The 17,535-nt window shown below is 63.6% G+C and carries 4 protein-coding genes; 1 reads left to right on the forward strand and 3 read right to left on the reverse strand.

Annotation, left to right across the window (positions count from 1 at the left end; genetic code table 11):
- Positions 1-97 precede the first annotated feature (97 nt).
- Positions 98-2,671, forward strand: a complete 2,574-nt coding sequence (locus tag BM321_RS20940) for a bifunctional diguanylate cyclase/phosphodiesterase (protein WP_092327830.1) — start codon at positions 98-100, stop codon at positions 2,669-2,671.
- A gap of 149 nt (positions 2,672-2,820) precedes the next feature.
- Here the strand turns inward: BM321_RS20940 and BM321_RS20945 are convergent, their stop codons facing one another.
- The 3 genes from BM321_RS20945 to BM321_RS20955 all read right to left on the reverse strand — a co-directional run.
- Positions 2,821-15,447 carry a filamentous hemagglutinin family protein gene (locus tag BM321_RS20945; protein WP_092444493.1) on the reverse strand — a complete coding sequence of 4,209 codons (12,627 nt, stop codon included), beginning with the start codon at positions 15,445-15,447 and terminating at the stop codon, positions 2,821-2,823.
- 214 nt (positions 15,448-15,661) lie between these two features.
- Entirely contained in the window at positions 15,662-16,831 is a 1,170-nt protein-coding gene (locus tag BM321_RS20950; protein WP_092198345.1) for a substrate-binding domain-containing protein, read from the reverse strand.
- A 448-nt stretch (positions 16,832-17,279) separates the two neighbouring features.
- Positions 17,280-17,535: transposase (locus tag BM321_RS20955; protein ID WP_139236210.1), on the reverse strand; the 256-nt coding region annotated here is incomplete at its 5' end.

Raw genomic sequence — 17,535 nt, forward strand, 5'->3', positions numbered from 1 at the left:
TGTCGGCCCCTTCGTCAACACGACTCAGTAAATCAGCCCACCCGCCGATATAAGACACGTGCGGGTGAAATCGCTTTTTGGCTGATGACTTATCTTTATGATTGAAAATGCTGGCAACGACTCGACTGTCCTTTCCCCGGGCTCGCCAACCCGTAGCTTCACCCGTCGCACTTTTCCGGCCATCATGCTCCTGCTGTTTGTCATGTCCGCACTGGCAATCGCCGTGTTGCTCAACATCACCGGCGCCCAGGACCGACGCTCCCGTGAACAGAGCCTGTTTTTCGCCCAGCGGGCCATCGAGGGGATCCGCACCGGCATCGGCCGGGACCTGAGCGACTATTCCAAATGGAGCGACGCCTACCGGCACCTGCACGTCAAGGTCGACAAGGAATGGGCCTATGACCAGGAAAACGTCGGCAGCAGCGTGTATTCGCTCTACGGTTACCAGGCGGTGTTTGTCATTTCCCCAACCGGCAAGACCGTCTATTCGGTGATCGATGGCCAAATGAGCGACGTCGATGCCGACACCTGGCTGACCGGCGACCTGCGCGCCCTGTGGAACAAAGCCAGCACCGAGGAAAAACACGACGAAGTGGTCGTCGAGATGCTGCATCACGAAGATGCCCCGGCGTTCGTCGCCGTGTCCGCCATCACCACCGGCACGGACAACAGCGTGGCGCAAATTCCCGGCCCGCCCAGCCTGATGCTCTTCGTCAAGGTCCTGGACCCCGGCGCCCTGGAAAACCTGGCGCGGGACTTCGCCCTGCCCGATGCCCATATCGCCAGGACACCCGGCCCAGCCGATACCGCCCAATTGCTGCTCGACAACCTGACCCTGGAGGCCCTGGCCTGGCGACCACAAACTCCGGGCCAGGATCTGCGCAAGGTGCTGCTGCCGTTGCTGGCCCTGGCGTTACTGGTGCTGGGAATCCTGGCGCTGGCCGTCCTGCGCCATGCCTTAGTGATGTTTCGCGCCCAGGAAAGCCAATACGCCAGCCTGCTGGCCCACCGCAAGGCGCTGGAACGCAGTGAAGAACGTTTCCGCGACATTGCCGAAGTCTCATCCGACTGGTTGTGGGAGGTCGATTCGACCGGGACGCTGACCTACCTGTCGGAGCGTTTCGAACAAGTGACCGGGTTCAGCCCCACGGAATGGCTGGGCAAACCTCTGCAACGGCTGCTCCACCCCCATGGCGGCTCGATCTCGATTGCTCAATGGCTGCTCGGCGGGGCCAACAGCCTCTCTTCGGCACCGCTGCTGTGCGAGTACACCGCGCGCAACCAGCGCATCCGCACCTGCAAACTGTCGGTACGGGCCATCGAGGCCGGCACCCTGGGTTTTCGCGGCACCGCCACCGACATCACCGACGAGCTGCGGGCGCTGGCCCAGATCAAGCACCTTTCCCTGCATGATCCGCTGACTGGGCTGGCCAACCGCAACCGCTTGTTCGATTGCCTGCGCGAACACCTGGGCCGACCTGATCGCCCGCCTCTGGCGCTGCTGAACCTGGACATGGACCGATTCAAGCCGGTCAACGACTCCCTCGGCCATGCCGTGGGCGATAAAGTGCTCAGGGAAGTGGCGCATATCCTCCAGCAAAACGTCCGTGGCACCGATCTGGTGGCGCGCCTGGGCGGTGACGAATTTGTCATTGTCATGCCCGACCCCGGCGACGCCGACGATCTCGATCAACTGTGTGAACGGCTGATCGATTGCATGCAACGGCCCATGCACCTGGACGGCAACACGCTGTACCTGGGGGTGAGCATCGGCGTTGCCTGGGCGCAGCCCGGCGACGAACGCGCCGATGAACTGTTGCGCCACGCCGATATCGCCTTGTATGCGGCCAAGGCAGCAGGCCGCAACACCTGGCGCGTGTATGTGGAAGCCATGGGCAACCTGGCCCGCGACCGGCGGCGATACGAGCAGCAACTGCGCGACGCCATGCAGCGGGACCAACTGGAACTGCGCTACTTGCCTCGCTTCGATGTGAGCGCCGAGCAGCTGCACGGTTTCGAAGCCCAGACCTTTTGGCACCATCCCGAGAAAGGTGAGCTGGCTGGGGGCGACTTCATACCGGTGGCCGAAACCTCGGGCCAACTGGAAGAGCTGGGTACCTGGATGTTGATCAATGTCTGCGAAGAGGCCGCGACCTGGCCGAGCGCCGTCAATGTCTCCATCGCGGTTTCACCCCGGTGGTTCAACAGCAACTTCCTGCTCGACCAGGTGCAAGAGGCCCTCGAAGCGAGCGGCCTGGCGCCTCACCGGCTGACCCTGGAAGTGGCCGAAGGGGTCCTGCTGGCCGACCACAAGACCGTCGCCAGCACCCTCCATGCGCTCAAGGACCTCGGCGTGCGGATCAACATCGACAAATTCGGCACCAGCATCGCCTCCCTGCGCGAGGTGCTGGACCAGCCGTTCGATGGCATCCGCTTCGATCGCAACATCCTTTCGCAGTTGGGCCTGGAGGACGACAAGGAAGGCGTCCTGGCGATGATCCGGTTGAGCCGCAGCGTAGGGCTCATGGTCACCGCCGAAGGCATCGAAAACGCCCTGCAATTCAGTCAACTGCGGAACGTGGCCTGCGACCATGTCCAAGGCCCGTACTTCGGCGCGGCACTGGCCCGCTCGGAAATGGCCTCGTTCTTCACCACGCCGCGGTGGTTGTAATCCACTTTCCACCGCTATCGCGAGCAAGCTCGCTCCCACAATGGGCGCTGTGGTGCATGCAAAAAACTCATGAACACCCCAGTTCCCTGTGGGAGCGAGCTTGCTCGCGATGAGGCCAGCACAGCCCACCTCACTGCAAGCTCAATCCCCTACAAACTCAACCGCCCCCGCTCCTCCTCGGTCAGCCGCTGGCGGTTCTGCTCGTCCAAAGGCCCCGCGCCCAATACCTGCACCGGGCTGGACGGGTCATAGGCCCGGGGCGCGTCGTGTTTGGCGCCATCGCGTGACGGGGCCAGTTGCTCGGAGCCAAAACTCACCACCTGCACCGTGAACACCGACGCCTGGTTCTGCCGCGCCGCATTCTGTTGCTGACGGGCCACGTCTTCAGCCGCCTGCGTCGCCGAAGACGCCGCCGAACTGGCCGAGGTGATGGCCCCGGTGTTCACCGAGGCTGCCAGCGGCACACCGGTGGATTTGCCCTGGGTCTGGATGTTAGCGGCGTTCACCACGGTCAACGCCGCGATGTTGACGTTGCCCGACACCCGGATCCCCGCCTCGCCCGCATCGATGGTGCCCAGCGGCGCGATCAGGTCGATATCCCCCGGCGCCACTTCGGCAATGGGGTTGAGGGTGGCGATACCGGCCCCGGTGCTCGGCACCGAAGGCGACAGCGTCACGTTGCCCCAGGTGTCGTACAAGCGCTTGGGCGGCGTGTAGACCACGGTGGTCTTCGAACCGCGACCGGCGTTGATATCGCCCTGGGCCGACCAACCGAGGATCGAGCCGCCGAAAGTGGTCATGATCCGGCTCTGCCCCAGCAGGATGCTGTTCTGCGCATACAACTGGATATCGCCCTCGCCCTGGGTAATGACCCCGGCGGTGGAAGGCGGTGCGTTACCCTCGATGCCGAAGGTCTGCCCGCCACCCGGCGTCAGCATCTGGATGCTGCCGCCGAAATCGGTGTGCACCCCCGCCCCGCCGAACATCGTGATGTCGCCCTTGTAGGTGATCGGATTGCCCGCCACATCCTTGCTTGGGAACAACAAGTCGATAGCCTCCCGGCCCCGCAGGTAGCTGCCCTGGCGCACGCCGCCCACTTCGTTGTACTCACGGCCACCGGCCTTGAGCTCGGCGAAGTACACGTCGCGGGCAAACACCCGTTGCTGCTCGGCCGGCAACGCCGCGAAATAGCTGCGAGCCTGTTCGCTGTCGCCGCTGAAGCCGAAGCGTTCCTCGAGCCAATCCACCAACTCCGCCTCGTAGGTCTTGGCGACCTTGCCGTCCTGGTTCGCCAGCGGCACACCGGCCAGGGCCTGGTTCGCCGGGTCCAGGTAGGCCTTGACGAAGCGTTCGTAATCCGCCCCGTTGAGACCCGCGCCGGCTTGCAGCACCAGGCTCGCGCCAGGGCGCGAATCCCCCGGCACCACGGCACCGAGGCTGGTGATGCTGACCTTGTCGTCCATCAGGATGTTGCGCCCGGCGGTGATCTCCAGCAGGCCGGGGCCGGCGACGTTGAAGTTGCTGTAGAGGATGTCACGGCCGGCGGAGACGATGGAGATGTCGGTGGGGTTGTTGTGGATGAAGAGGTTGCCGGTGCTGGTGTAACTCCCCGCGTCGGAATTCTCATTCAGAGACCCACCCAACGGTATGCCGCTGCTGACAATGTCTCGCCCAGCCATCATCCGTACAGCTCCGGCGCCTTCGTAGGCGATTCGCCCAGGCCATCTGCCCGTAGAGGCTGATGTCATCGACCGTCCGGTGGTGACTGCCAGCAAATCACCTTCCAGCGCATAGAAACGCGCAGGGTCGGCATTGAGGGCCCATTCACCGGAGGCGCTGCTGGTGTCGAAGGCAAACAGCGGCAATATATTCGCACTAGGACGCGCGAGGTTGCCATCGGCTGAGAGGTTACTGGCTTTGATGACGGGACCGAAATCGACAGTCTCGACGAGACCGACAAAGGCCGGCCTGAACGGCGTGGCCAGGGCTGCAGACGATGCACCGGAACGGCTGACCGACATATCGCCGCCGTAGATGGAATCGCCGGCCATAAATTGCAGCTCACTGTTGATACCGGGAGCAAGCAGCAGGGCTGGACGGTTGTCACCGTTGTAGCCGGTTCCATCCCATATTGAGGACTGGCCGTAGTAAAGACTGCCGCTGGCCGCCACAGCCCTCAGGATCGATGGGTAGACCACGGCCAGATCCGTTGCCGTAGCACTAGTCAAAGGCGTCAGGTTGCCTCCCGACGACCACAGATCAATCGCCGTATTGGCCGTCCATAACGAAAACCAGCTCACGCCGGATCCGTTAGTTGTGCCATCTTTGAAAGGCGATACGTTCATCATCGGCGCCCGACCCGGGTCCGCTACGTCCATCACTACCAGGTCGCCTGACGTTGTCAGATCGAACGTGGCATCGCCCGGCATCAAAGTCAGCCCGCCTGTTGGCAGGCCACGTGTGGCTCTGAAGAAGTCGTACGCACGCGTTTCCCCCGGAGACTGTGCCGAAGCAACGTTGCCATAGCGCAGGTCGATTCGACCGATGGCGCCGCTGTCGATCTGCGCGTGCCCCCGCAGGTTGATGACCGCGCCGTTGAGATGCCCGTCCACGAACAGGCTCTCGGGATTCAAAGCACCACCCACACGCAGATTGAGATCTCCACCGCCGGTCAATTGCAGGCTGCCATCAGCCCCTACACGTCCGGTGCTGCCCACCGCCAACAGCAGCCCCTGGCTACGAGGGTTGATGTTTGAGTTGAAGCCGCTACCGGCGAGTCGGTTCAACACGCCCGCGTCACCCTTCACCTGCACATCCAGATCACCGCCACCCAAGGTTCCGAACCCGGTGAAAGCGGCCATTTGATCAGCGCCACCCGATACCGTCGACGCGGTATAACTACCGAAGTTGATCCACCAGGCGGTCGGCTGGCTGCTCACTGAATCACCATTGCCCTGGCGCCAGAGCCAATTGCCCACATTGGCCGAGTCCTGGCCCATGTCGGCGGGATTCGGTCGTCCGTTCGGGGTGGCTGCAGGCGCGGTCAGGTTACCGCTGAGGTCGCCGCCGACCTTGAGCAACAGATTGCCGCCCGCGTCCGGATACCAGGCGCGATAGAGACTTTCAGCGCCGCCATCGACCAGCTTTTCGTTGCTGCCATCCTCGTCGTTGAGCACCTTGCCGTTGGCGCCCAGGGCCTTGGGCTGGTTGTAGGGATCGCCCGGGAACGTTGGTGCTGACGAGGTGCCGGCGGTGTAGATGCCGAACAACGAATCCATGCGCAGGTTGCCACCGCTGAGCAGTTCCAGGTCCCCGGTACCGGTGCGGATGACGCTCGGACGGACACTGCCGGCAACCGCTTGATACTCCACGTCTGCGGGAGCACAGACACTCGGCGCCGCGTCGCAGAGTGACTGAACCGAATCAAACTGGAAAAACTGCGCAGCGGCCTGGCTGATCAGCTCGCCGGCCTTGACCTCAAAGCCGGAACCGGCCAATTCCTCCTCCGCGGCCTTGGTCCATCTGTAAGAAGCTTGAAGCGCGCAAATGCCGGCGAAATCCGCACAGAAGGCGTCAACCGAGTCGTAGCCAAAATTGCTCACGATGTCCAGGTCAACGGTTTGGCCAAGCTCTACCGTGAATCCCGCGCCCGCCAGCTCATCGACCCCTTGTTGAGTCCACCGATAGGTGCCCTTGGCCGGCACGGATTTGCCAAACATGCCGTAGTGACTATCGGCAAGGCGCAAGTCGCCTTGTACCGGATCGGGCTGGACGATCCGGCTGTCCGCCGCCGTCGTATCGGCCCCGGCCACCAACCGCAGCGACCAGGATTGCGAACTCTCGGCGAGCATCGGGGCGATAGCCCACATGCGGCCATCGCTGCCGGCGATTTCCGGACGTAGCTGGATCGACTCGACGCCATCCGGCAACTTCACATCGGTGCCCGAGGGGATCAGCGAACCACGGTTCAGCGCCAGGCTGCCGTCCAGCTTGAGGATATTGCTCTGGACATTGCCCGCGTCGGCCACGTTGGGCAACGCCACACCCTTGGGCCAGGTGAAACCGAGCAAAGCGGTGGCGCCGCTCAACACGCTGCCAGCGCCCAACTGCGAGCCGGCTTCGAGGGTCTGGGCCCGGCTCAGCAAAGTGCCGGCGGCAAACAGCAGGTTGCCGGAGGCGTCGTGCACCGCAGCCGCCAATACCGTGCCGGCCGGCAGCTCCAAGGGTTGTTCCAGGATCGCCGCCACTGGCAACCGGGTGCCGGCCGCCAGGGTCACGTTTTTGATGGGTAAGTCGTAGTTGAGCGTGGTTCCCGCCGGGAACGCCGTACCGTCGGCCAGCGTCACGCCGGCACCGGGGACGACGATGTCGCCACCGGTGAAATCGATGCCGGGCAGCAACACCCAGCCTTTGTCATCCTGAGTGGCGGGCGGCGGAGCGAATCCGTCGTTGATGCTGCCGTAAATGCTCAGGTCGCCCCCGGCGCGCAGGGTCAGCGCGCCGGCCTCACCGGAGCCGTACACGGCGGTTTGCCGGGTGTGCGGATTGACACTGGCGTAGCGATAACCGGACAGGTCCAGGTCGCCCTGCACCACCAGGTCACCGTCGGCCGTCGCACTGACGATCTCGACGCCGGGCCGCAGGTGGAAGGCATCGGCATAACGGGCGTTGTTCAGACCAGCGAGTTTGCGTTGCATCAAATCGCTGTTGGCCAGCGCCGCGTTGATGAAGGCGAGGCTGTCCTGGTGCTTGCCATCCAGGTAGGCCTGATCGATGACCTGATACGGACGGCCACTGGCCGCCGGATCGCTGCCAAAAGCTGCGTCGTTGTATTGCCACATACCATTGACGGCGATGGACCGCGCGCCCTGGATATCCAGGTTGCCGCTGGCGTCGATGGCAATGTCACCGTGGGTGGCATCCGGGCCGGCGCGCCGGGCATTGAGTTCCAGGGTGCCGCGAGCGCGACCATCCTGCTGTTCCGCAGGCGCCGCAGTGCCATGGCGCAGATCGATGCGCGCGCCGTCGGCCAATGTCAGCACGCCGCCCCGGGAGGTCAGGTCGACCACGGCGCGGTTCGGTGAGTCGATGATCTTGCCGTAGCTGTCTACCCGCAGGCGATTGCCGTGGGCATCGAGCACCGCGTTGCTGCCCAGGGTCAGAGAGCGCCCGGCGGCGAGCCGGATGCTGCCGACCCGTTCGCCGCTGGCGTCTACCTTGCCATTGACCAACAGGTTTCCGTTGTCGACCGACACACTGATGGTCGAGGCCTTGAGTTCGTTGCCGATCACCAGGTCGCCCTGCTTGAGCTGGAAGCCACGGGAGCCGTAGACCTGCCCATCGCTCAAGCGTTGGTTCAGGGCCGCGAACTGCTCGCTGAGGCTGCCGCTGTCGCCCAGGCGCTGGGCCTGGATTTCCACGCTGCCGGCCAAGTAAGGCATGGTGGTGCCGCCAGCGTCGTATTCGCCACTGCTGCTGCCGAGGATTCGTCCTTGCAAGTCGACCAGCCCGGCCGCCTCGTCCAACGCCACCGCACTGAGCCGGCCAGCCTGATTATTGCGAGCCGAAAGGTCGATGCTTGAACCATCCGCCTGGCGGATGTTGCCGTTGCGGCTTTGCAGGATCACCTCGCCACCGGCGCTGTAGCGCGTGACATCGTTGAAGGTGATCGCGCGACCGGCTACATCAATCAACGCTCCATCGGCGAGAGTCAGGTCATCCGTCGCGCTGAGGGTCAGCTTGCCGCTGGGCAGCACCACGGCACTGGCCAGGTTGAGGCTCTGGCCCTTGAGGGATAACTCGCCCCCAAGCCCGGAGACAGCGCCCGGCTTAGCGGGCGTGCCTGCTACATTGACCGCCCCGCCCGCAGTAATGCGGTTGACCGAACCGGCCTCACCGGTGAGCAACGGGGTAAGGATATTCAGATTGCCGCCGCTGTAGGCGTAGCCTGTTTTCGCGTCATAGGCGCCCTGGCTTTGATACACCGCCAGGCTGCCCTTGTGGTTGGCGGTCAGTCGCTCGCTGGCGCTGAGGTTGACGTTGGCAAAGCCCAGCGCCAGACGGTCGAGGGTAGTGACCGAGCTGGGCTGGGCGAAGTCACCGTAACCGAACTCGATCCGTTGGGCCTGGATGTCCAGGCGACCGGCACCGGTGCCCGCCCCACCGGCAATCACCGAACCCGGCGCGCCAACAGCGCCGTTCCAGATCAGGTTGGCGGTGCGAATGGTCGCCACGTCATTGGCGCTGCCGGCACCATAGATGGCCGGGGTGCTGAGCATCAGGTTGCTCAGGCGCGATTTGCCGGTGACCGGGTCATACGTGTCGAGGCTGACGGTTGCGTAGAAATTCAACGCCTCGCGGGCCGACAGCTCTAGGGTTTCCAGGGCCGGTGCGCCATATTCGGTGTCGCCACGCAACAGGCGATCAAGCACGGTCTGGCTCAGGGTCAGACCCGCTGGCAAGACCTGGCGCATCGCCGCATCGCTGAGTGCCTGGGCGGTGCCGACGTTGATATTACTCAAGGCCAGGGTCAGGTGACGGGTGCCGTAGCGCACTTGGTCACTCAGGGCCACGCTGCCGCCCGAAGCAGCGACGATACTGCCCTCGGAATGAATCCGTGTGACGCCACTGCACGCTATCAGGCTGCAACCGCCGATGTTGATGGCGCCGTTGGAGCCCGACTCGGGCGCAAGCACATTGAGCAAACCGTTGGAGGCAGCCAGCATGCTGTAGTTGAGCGATTTCCCGCTCAGGTTATAGATAAAACCATCACGGGCGTCATAGGCGGCCTTGCCCCGGCCAATGGTATTGATGGCGGCGCCTTGCTCCACCAGCACTTCCCCGCCACTGGACAGAAGGAATACTTCGGGAGCTGCCAAGGTCGCGCCTTCACGCAAGATCACGCTGCTCGACACCTTTTGCGGGCTGATGTAATTGCCGCCTTGTCCATAGATCACTGAAAACTGGCCACCGATCACTTGGCGCGAGGCATTCAACGCATTCAGGCTCTCGGCATTGAGGGACACGCCTTCGAAGCCGGCCGTCGCCCCACTTCCGTCGGCTACCACCTCCAACGCCTTATTCGCGATAGCAGTCACAGCGACAGTACCGCCATACCCCCCCGTTTGAGGCGCGAACTTGCCGATGCCCTTGAAGGAAAACGCCTGATCTCCCGCGCCAGGCGACAGGCTCAACTTCAAGGTCTTGGCATCGACCGGCAAGACGGCCCGAGGCACGCCCAGGCGAGCGGCATCGGCCACGGCAAACTGGGCGTAGCTGGTTTCGTTATATTGCGAATAGCGACGCAGCACATCTCCCGAGGTCAGGATGACCTGGCTGGACAAACTGTCGCGCTGCCCGGTATTGGCAACCGAGAGCACGCCAGCGGTGGTCCAAGAGCCGTTGCGCATCTGTTGCGCCCCCGTTGAGAGGCCTTGCCCCGCCAGGCCATTGACCTCGACTCGGAACGCGCCTGGCATCAACGCATACGTGGACGGCATCAGGGTATAGGTACCGGCGGCGAGCCCTGGCACACCAGCGCCAATGGTAATTTGCTGGCCTACTCGCGGATCCACCGCGCCGCCTTCGGGGGCGACCGGCGCATACTGGCTCTGATTGCCCGGCACGATAGCGTAGACCGGATTGCTGGATAGCCCCGGCAAGGTGAAGCCGCCGTTCGTGCCAATTTGTACCAACGGGTTGAAGCGTGCGTCGGTGGAACCGCCACGGCCGGAGATGAAACCAGCACCGAGCAAGTCACCGCCACCCGAGAGGTCGAGTACCGAGCCTTCCTGACCCTCCACCGACTTGCCGCCCAGAATCACGCCGATATTAATGTCGCCGTTTTCGGAAGGAACCGCGCCTTGCCCCAGCAGCACAACCTTCTTGCCGGCGTACTGGTAACTCTGACCATCGACAGTACCGCCATACGGCATGACCAGACCCAGGCCACTGACCGAGGTCAAGCTGCCCGGCAACAGGTTGATCCGATCGGTGATGGCTTCCCCGGGACCACCATTGGTGCCGATTTCAATCAAACCCAGCGGTGCCCGTACCACTCCGCCCTGTTCAATGCTTGCGCTACCCAATTGCAAGCGCCCGAATGCCGAGTAAGGCACCTGGGACGTGGTTTGGGTCGTTCGCCCGATGACCAGGCTGCGCAAAGGATCATATTGCGGCGTTCCCTCCGCAGTCATGCTCCACCCCGCCAAAACCCGGGCGCCAACGCCCGTCGCTGGATACAGCTGAGCGGCTTGCAACATCATGTCCGAAGGCGTCAGGAGTTGGGTGGTAAAGCCTGTAGGCAATCCATCGTTCGAGAACCCGGCCAGGAATCGCACATCCCCCCGACTGCTTAACTGAACCCGGTCAAAACCGGCGCGCTCCAACTCGACGGTGCTGCCGTCGGCCTGTCGCACGGTACCCTTGCTACTGAAGGTCACGTTACCCTGCACATCCAGCAGGTCTGCGTTGACAGAAAACACGGCCTTGTTCGTCTGCAACGATACGCCGCCATCGACCACCGGGCGGACGTAGTTATCCCTGTTTGGAAGGTTGGCCGCGGGGCCCGACAGCAGTACATGGGAAGCATTGAGTTGAGCCCGGGTATCTGGCGCGGCTGCACGGGTTACAAAACTGCGGGCATACAGGCTCAGGCTTTGGTCAAGGGACAGCGACACGTCGCCATCGATGCTCAACAGCCCGTTGCTCAACAGCGCCAGGCTGTCGAAGCCACCCGACTGGACCTGATCCACACCCAATCGGCCGTGACCGTAGACCAGTGAATCCGCCGAGGTTTCGGCCGTGTCGCCCGGCAGGGCCGCTTGGGCGTTTTGCCCGAGCACCAGCTCACGCACGTGCAAGACCCGGTCACTGACCGCATCGTTGCGGTAATACGGCGTTTCCAGGGCCACCGACAAACTGCCCCCTGCCGCCCCCGTGCCCCCCGAACGAGCGCTGAACTCGCCGTCCAGGTACAAACCATTGGCCGACGCCAGGGAAATACTGCCGCCATCGCTCGCCACCGACGTGCGTCCCTGGCCAGAAATATCCAGCACGGCCTGGCTGCCATCCGCTTGCAGACGCGCGCCGTCGCGCACCACGACAAACAGTTCGGATGCGGAAGCCGAACCCTTTGTGGCATCGATCTGGCCGCCGATGACAATTTGCCCGCCATCACGGACCAAGCCATAGGTCTGACCGCGCATATCCTGGGCGGTCACGGCCCGACTGGAGACGTCGATCAGCGCTTGTTCGCCCAGCCAGATGGAGCGACCGTGGCCCTGGGCGTTGACGGCTTCACCCTGCGCACCGAGGACGCTCAACCCGGTGAGGCTGACCCGTCCGCCCCAGGCGTTGAGGGTACCGTTGGCAGTCAACTGGCCGATGCTGCGCACATCGATGCCCTGCCCCGGATCGACGCTGATCACGCTGCCCTTGCCCAGGTTCAACACCGTGCTCGCCATGTCGGCCGCGCTGGAGTTCGCGGTACCGGCAGTGAGGCTCAGGCTTGCGCCGCGACGCTGGGTCAGGACGCCTTTGATCGCATCTTCCTGGTACAGCTGCGGCGTCCAGCGCTGCAACGCATCCGCCGGTTCTGCGCCGCTGCCGGTGCTCAACGCCTGATCGCCGAAACGGTACACCGGCATCGTCACATCGACCCGGGTGCCGTCGGCCACGGTCAGGCCTTGGTTACCGGTGATGTCATAGGCCGAGAAGCCTTTGTCGAAGAAGTCACCGCTCAATCGCAGGGTGCCGGGTTCGAGGGGTGTACCGCTGTCGCCGATCAGCACCTTGTTGGCCGCCAGCTTCAAGGTCCCGCCGCCACTCACGCCGGTGCCGCGCAATTCGCCGCCCAGGTTCAGGGCACCGTTACTGGACGACGTACCGGTACTGGCGGTCAGGATCAGATCACCGCCCTTGCCGCCGCGGGTCTTGCCATCGGCCATGACCGCAGCACCGGAACTGACGTCGATCAGACTGCCCTGGCGCACATCGATGTCGCCGCTGCTGCGTACAGACACAGTGCCGCCATTGAGGAACGGCAAGCCCTGGCGATCGTTGCCGTCGGGTAGCAGGTTGCTCCACCGGCCAGTGGTGTTCAACGTCACGCCCTCGCCCAACGTGACCGCGGCACGCTGACCGGTGGCGGGCGAAAGCACAACGTCTTCCATCTGGAAATTATCGGTTCGGACCTGTTTAAGCACGTTACCCAAGGCAATGCGCCCACCACGGGCGGTCAGGTCGGCGTTCACCTCCACCTGCGGCGCATAAAGCGTGATATCCCCGCCATCGGCCACCTTGAGCATGCCATCGACGTTGATGCCTTGCGCCGCTGCCACCTTGACCGCGCCGAGCTGCAAGTCATTGAGCAACGCATTGTCCAGCACCAGCTTGCCTTGCCGGTCGCTGCCGACCGCCGAGGTCAGGCCCAGGCCCGCGGCAATCTTGTCGGTCACCTTGCCGACGGTGACCTGATCGAAGGTGGGGTTCAGGCCGCTATTGATCACGCCACTGGTCTTGTCATAGATCGGCGTGTAGCTGCCTACCCACAACTGAGCCCGTCGGGCCACGGCGTTTTGCGATTGCTGGTAACCATCGAGGTTGAGGTTCGGCGCCTGGGTCTGGCGTTCACCCTGGTAGACCTCGCCAACGATCTGGCCTTCCAGCACCGCGTTGCGGGTCGATACCACCAGCTTGCCGGCATCGCGGCCGACGGTGTAGCCGGCTTCGAAGCGTTCGCGTGGGGCGATCAGTGGGTTGTAGTAGTAATCGGTCTGGCCCCAGCGTTGGCTGTGATCTTCGTAGCCCTTGTAGATACCGGTGTAGAGGATGTCCCCCGGCGCCTTGGACAATTCGTACAAGCGTCCATCGGGGCCCTTGAGCCAGGACTGGCGCAGGTAGCCGCTCTGCACATCCAGGGTGCCGCCAGACAGGTTCAGTTGCGCCGCCTGCTGGGTCACCACGTCGTTGCCGGTGAACGTCAGGCTACCGCCTTGTGCAGCCCATTCGCCGACACTATGGCCGCGGGTGCCCAGGTAACCGCCGACCTCCAGCAATCCACCCGCCGTGTACCAACGGTCAGTGGCGTAGCCGTTGGTGCCCGCCGGCACGTAAATCAAGTCACGCACGTCCACCCACACATCGTTGTTGGTCAGCTTGCCGCCATCGCGGTTGACCGGGGCGTCGCGCTGTTCGTTGCCCTGCACGTTGACCTTGATGGAATTGGACTCCATCGCCACCTTGACGCCGATGGCACCGGACACATCGATCACCGCGCCATCGCGCACCAGGCTGCGCCCGGCAGCGCTGACCGCGACCTGGCCGCCGGTGGCCAGGGTGATGGAGCCGTTCTGGAAGTCGACACTGCCGCCGCTGACGATCTCGACCCGGGACTGGTCGCTGCGGTCCACGACGCTGCTGAGGTTGTTGAACGGGCCGGTGATCAGGTTGTTCGGCGTGCCATCCAGGCCGGCCGGTCCGGCATTGCGCTGGCTGTCCAGGGCGCTGCCGCCGGCAGCATCGAGCAACACCGCCGTGGCGCTGCCCTGCCCCAGGGTCACGCTGCCGCTGCTGTCGCTCGCGGCGTTGAGCAGGTGCACGGTGCCGCGAGTGTCCACCGAACTGCTCGCCACCGCCACGCCGTTCTGCTGCACAGTGTGCCCGGTGAGGGTGATGTCGCCGGTGCTGGCCTGGATCAGGCCGCTGTTGATCACCGTGCCGGCACTGCTGCCGGGCTTGAGGGACGTCGCGACCTCGTTGCCACGGGTGGTGGAACGCAGGTTGCCGCTGGTGCCCTGGCCGCGCCGGATGTAGAAACTGTCGCCCGCCGCCAGGGTGGTCTGGCCCTTGGCGGTGATGATGGAACCGGCGTTCTCCACTTCAGAGCCCAGCAGCAAGGCATAACCACCACCGGCCGTGGAGGTGGCGGCGCGATGGGTTTCGATCAGTGCGCCCTGCTGCACTTCGACCTTGCCCGCCGCGTCGGTGAAGGTCGGTTGGCTGCCGGTGGCATCGACATACAAGCCGCGCTGGCTGAATTGCTCATCGCTGATGTTGGCCGCCACCGCCGCCAGGTTACGCACGTTGACCTGGCTGCTGCCGCTGAAAATGATGCCGTTGCGGTTGACCAGCATCACCGTGCCGTTGCCCTTGATCTGGCCCTGGATCTGGCTCGGTCGCGCCTGCGGGTCGTTGACCCGGTTGAGCACGGCCCAGTCCGCTTGCTGTTGGAAATCCACCGTGGTGTTGCGCCCGACGTTGAAGGTTTCCCAGTTGAGAATCGCCTTGTCGGCGGTCTGCTCGATCTTCACCGTGGTCTTGCCGCCGGCCTGGGTCTGCTGCGGTCCCTTGGCGTTGAGCCAGCCCTGGGTCAGGCTGTTGTCGACCTTGAGCCCGCCCTCGCCCAAACCATCGGGCACGACCTGCACCTGCCCCAACGCCGCTTGCCGCCCGGCGGCCTGGGCCGCCTGCTGGGCCGCGATGGCGGCCACGGTGTTGTTGAGGTTGGTCAGCGAACGCTGCAACTGTGCATTGGCCCGTTGCTGCTGCGCCAAGGGCGGCGGCATGCCCGGCTGCGCCGTCGTAGGCCGCCCCGCGCCACCGGCCTGGGACGCGCCCTTGGCGGCAAACCAGGCCGAACTGAACGCCGTCGCCGCGTGGGCATTGCCGGCCACCATCAGCAGGGCAATGGCCTGGGCCAGCGGCTTGAGCCGCAACATCGACAACTCATCGCGACGGGAAGCATTCAGGTTCGTCTGGGGTTTGCAGCGCAGCATCCTACTCATCCTTTCGGGTTCGCTCTAAGGGGGCGCAACGCAGTGCCTTCAAGCTGCCAGCGTTGGTTATAGGGGATAGGCGGTTACAGCCGCTCGGGACCGAACGGATGTCATGAAAATTTCATGTGGCTGTGGTGGTACGGCTATGACGCAAAAAGTCAGCAACGGCTTTCACCGTTGCTGACCGGGTGTTGCGAGTCGTTCAAGCCTGGGCTTACAACGGACGACCGATGGCGTTGCAGACGCTGGTGTTGCCGATGCTCAGGCCGCTGGAAGCCGTGACGAAAGAGTCACGAATGGCGGTTTTCCAAGCCGAAGGCAGCGGCACGAAACGGTTGGCGGTGATGGCCGAGTCGTTGTTGGTCAACGAACCGTAGTGGCGGCTGAAGAAGTTGCGCACCTGAGTGGTCTGGGTCGCATCGGCGTAGCACTGGCTGAAGATCACGTTGGTGAAGCCCAGGATCGGGTAGCCGGTGGATGGGTAGGCTACGACGCTAGGGTCGCTTGGGTTGGTGGTAGCGGCGAACACCGGTACCCAGGCGTTCGGGTTGGAACGGTTGGCTACTGCCGGTACCGCAACCGCGGCGATGGCAGTCGAAACGTTGGCTGGGGCTGGGGAAACACCGGCAACGCGGGCGACCTTGGTGGCGTCATCCAGGCCGGCCAGAGTGGTAGCGGCGTAGTCCGGGCTCATGTAGGTGATACGGCCTTGGGCGGCATTCACTGCAGTCATCACAGCCTGGCTGCCAGTGGCGGAAACGGCGCCGGCTGGCAGGCCGCCGCTGTAGCTGGAAGCGAAGTTCGTGGTGATGGCGAAGGTGCCGGTTTCAGCGCACTTGGCGTTCAGGAAGCGGGTGAACAGCTCGGTGGTGCCGCTGCTCTCGGCACGGTAAACCACGGTGATCGCGCCGGTACGGCCCGAACCGGTGATCTGGCTCCAGTCGGTCAAACGGCCGGAGAACACGCCGCACAGTTGGTTGACGCTCAGGTCAACGTTGGCGGTGCCGGTCTTGTTGAACGGAATGGCAACCGAAGTGGCGACCGAAGGCACTTGGATCAATGGACCCCAGGCGGCACCGTGGGCGCTGACGTAGGTGCTCAGTTCGGTGGCGCTGAGCTTGGAGTCGCTACCGGCCCAGTGCACTTTCTTGCCGCTGGTGTCGCCTGGCACGAACTTGGTGTAGTCGTTGGTCAGGAAAGCCGACTTGCCGGCACCACTGCCCACGCCGATGTAAGGGGCAAAACCGGCAGTCAGGACGCCGGAAGTCTGGTACAGCGGCTGAGGCAAGGTAGCACCACCGCCATTGACATCAGCCATGGCGGCCTGAGCGGCGCAGAGGCCGGCGAGGGTCAGGGATACCGCGAGAACGTTGCGCTTAAACATGAAGAATCTCCTTTCATCGTGTTCGTACGTAGGTTGGGTGACGCGTGCTTGCCGTCATGGCGCTCGGTCCTGTGCCGGTGGCGATGGGGTGAGGCCATGGGTTAGAAATTCGCAGTTTCCGGTGACAGATAAAGGAAAAAACCTCGGGAGCTGAGGGCTGTTTTTCGGCTTTTTTCCTCGGGTGTTCGAGGGCTCTGCGCCGTGGGTTCAGGCGGTTTTTTCAGGGGGACGGCAAGGGCTGGTCGCGACGATGGCGGCGGATGGTTGCCGGGCGGCGGAAGATGACAGAACAAGGAACCCGAGTTTGGCGAGGGTTTGGCTCGGGAGGTGTTGACGGCGTCAACATTTATTTTGCCCGGTGTGCTTTTGTGGCGAGGGCGCTTGCTCCGGGAGTGTCAGGTTTTTTGTGTGCGGGCCGGTAACGGCCTGCCGTTAGGCAGACCTTCATTTACCACGTCGGCCTGATGAACCGGTCCCCGTACAGGATCGCGAATTGATTCATGGCACTTTTCCAGTCGTGGGCCGCACTGCCCCAGTTCGCCGTGATATTGCGCAAGCCCAGCCAGATTAATTTGATTGCAGCGTCATCGGTTGGGAAGTGTCCTCTCGTTTTAATGATCTTGCGCAGTTGAGCGTTGATGCTTTCGATTGCATTGGTCGTGTAGATCACTTTTCGAATGGCCGGTGGGAAAACAAAAAATGGG

Origin of the sequence: Pseudomonas sp. NFIX10, assembly GCF_900111955.1 — a bacterium.
Lineage (GTDB): Bacteria > Pseudomonadota > Gammaproteobacteria > Pseudomonadales > Pseudomonadaceae > Aquipseudomonas > Aquipseudomonas fluorescens_AA.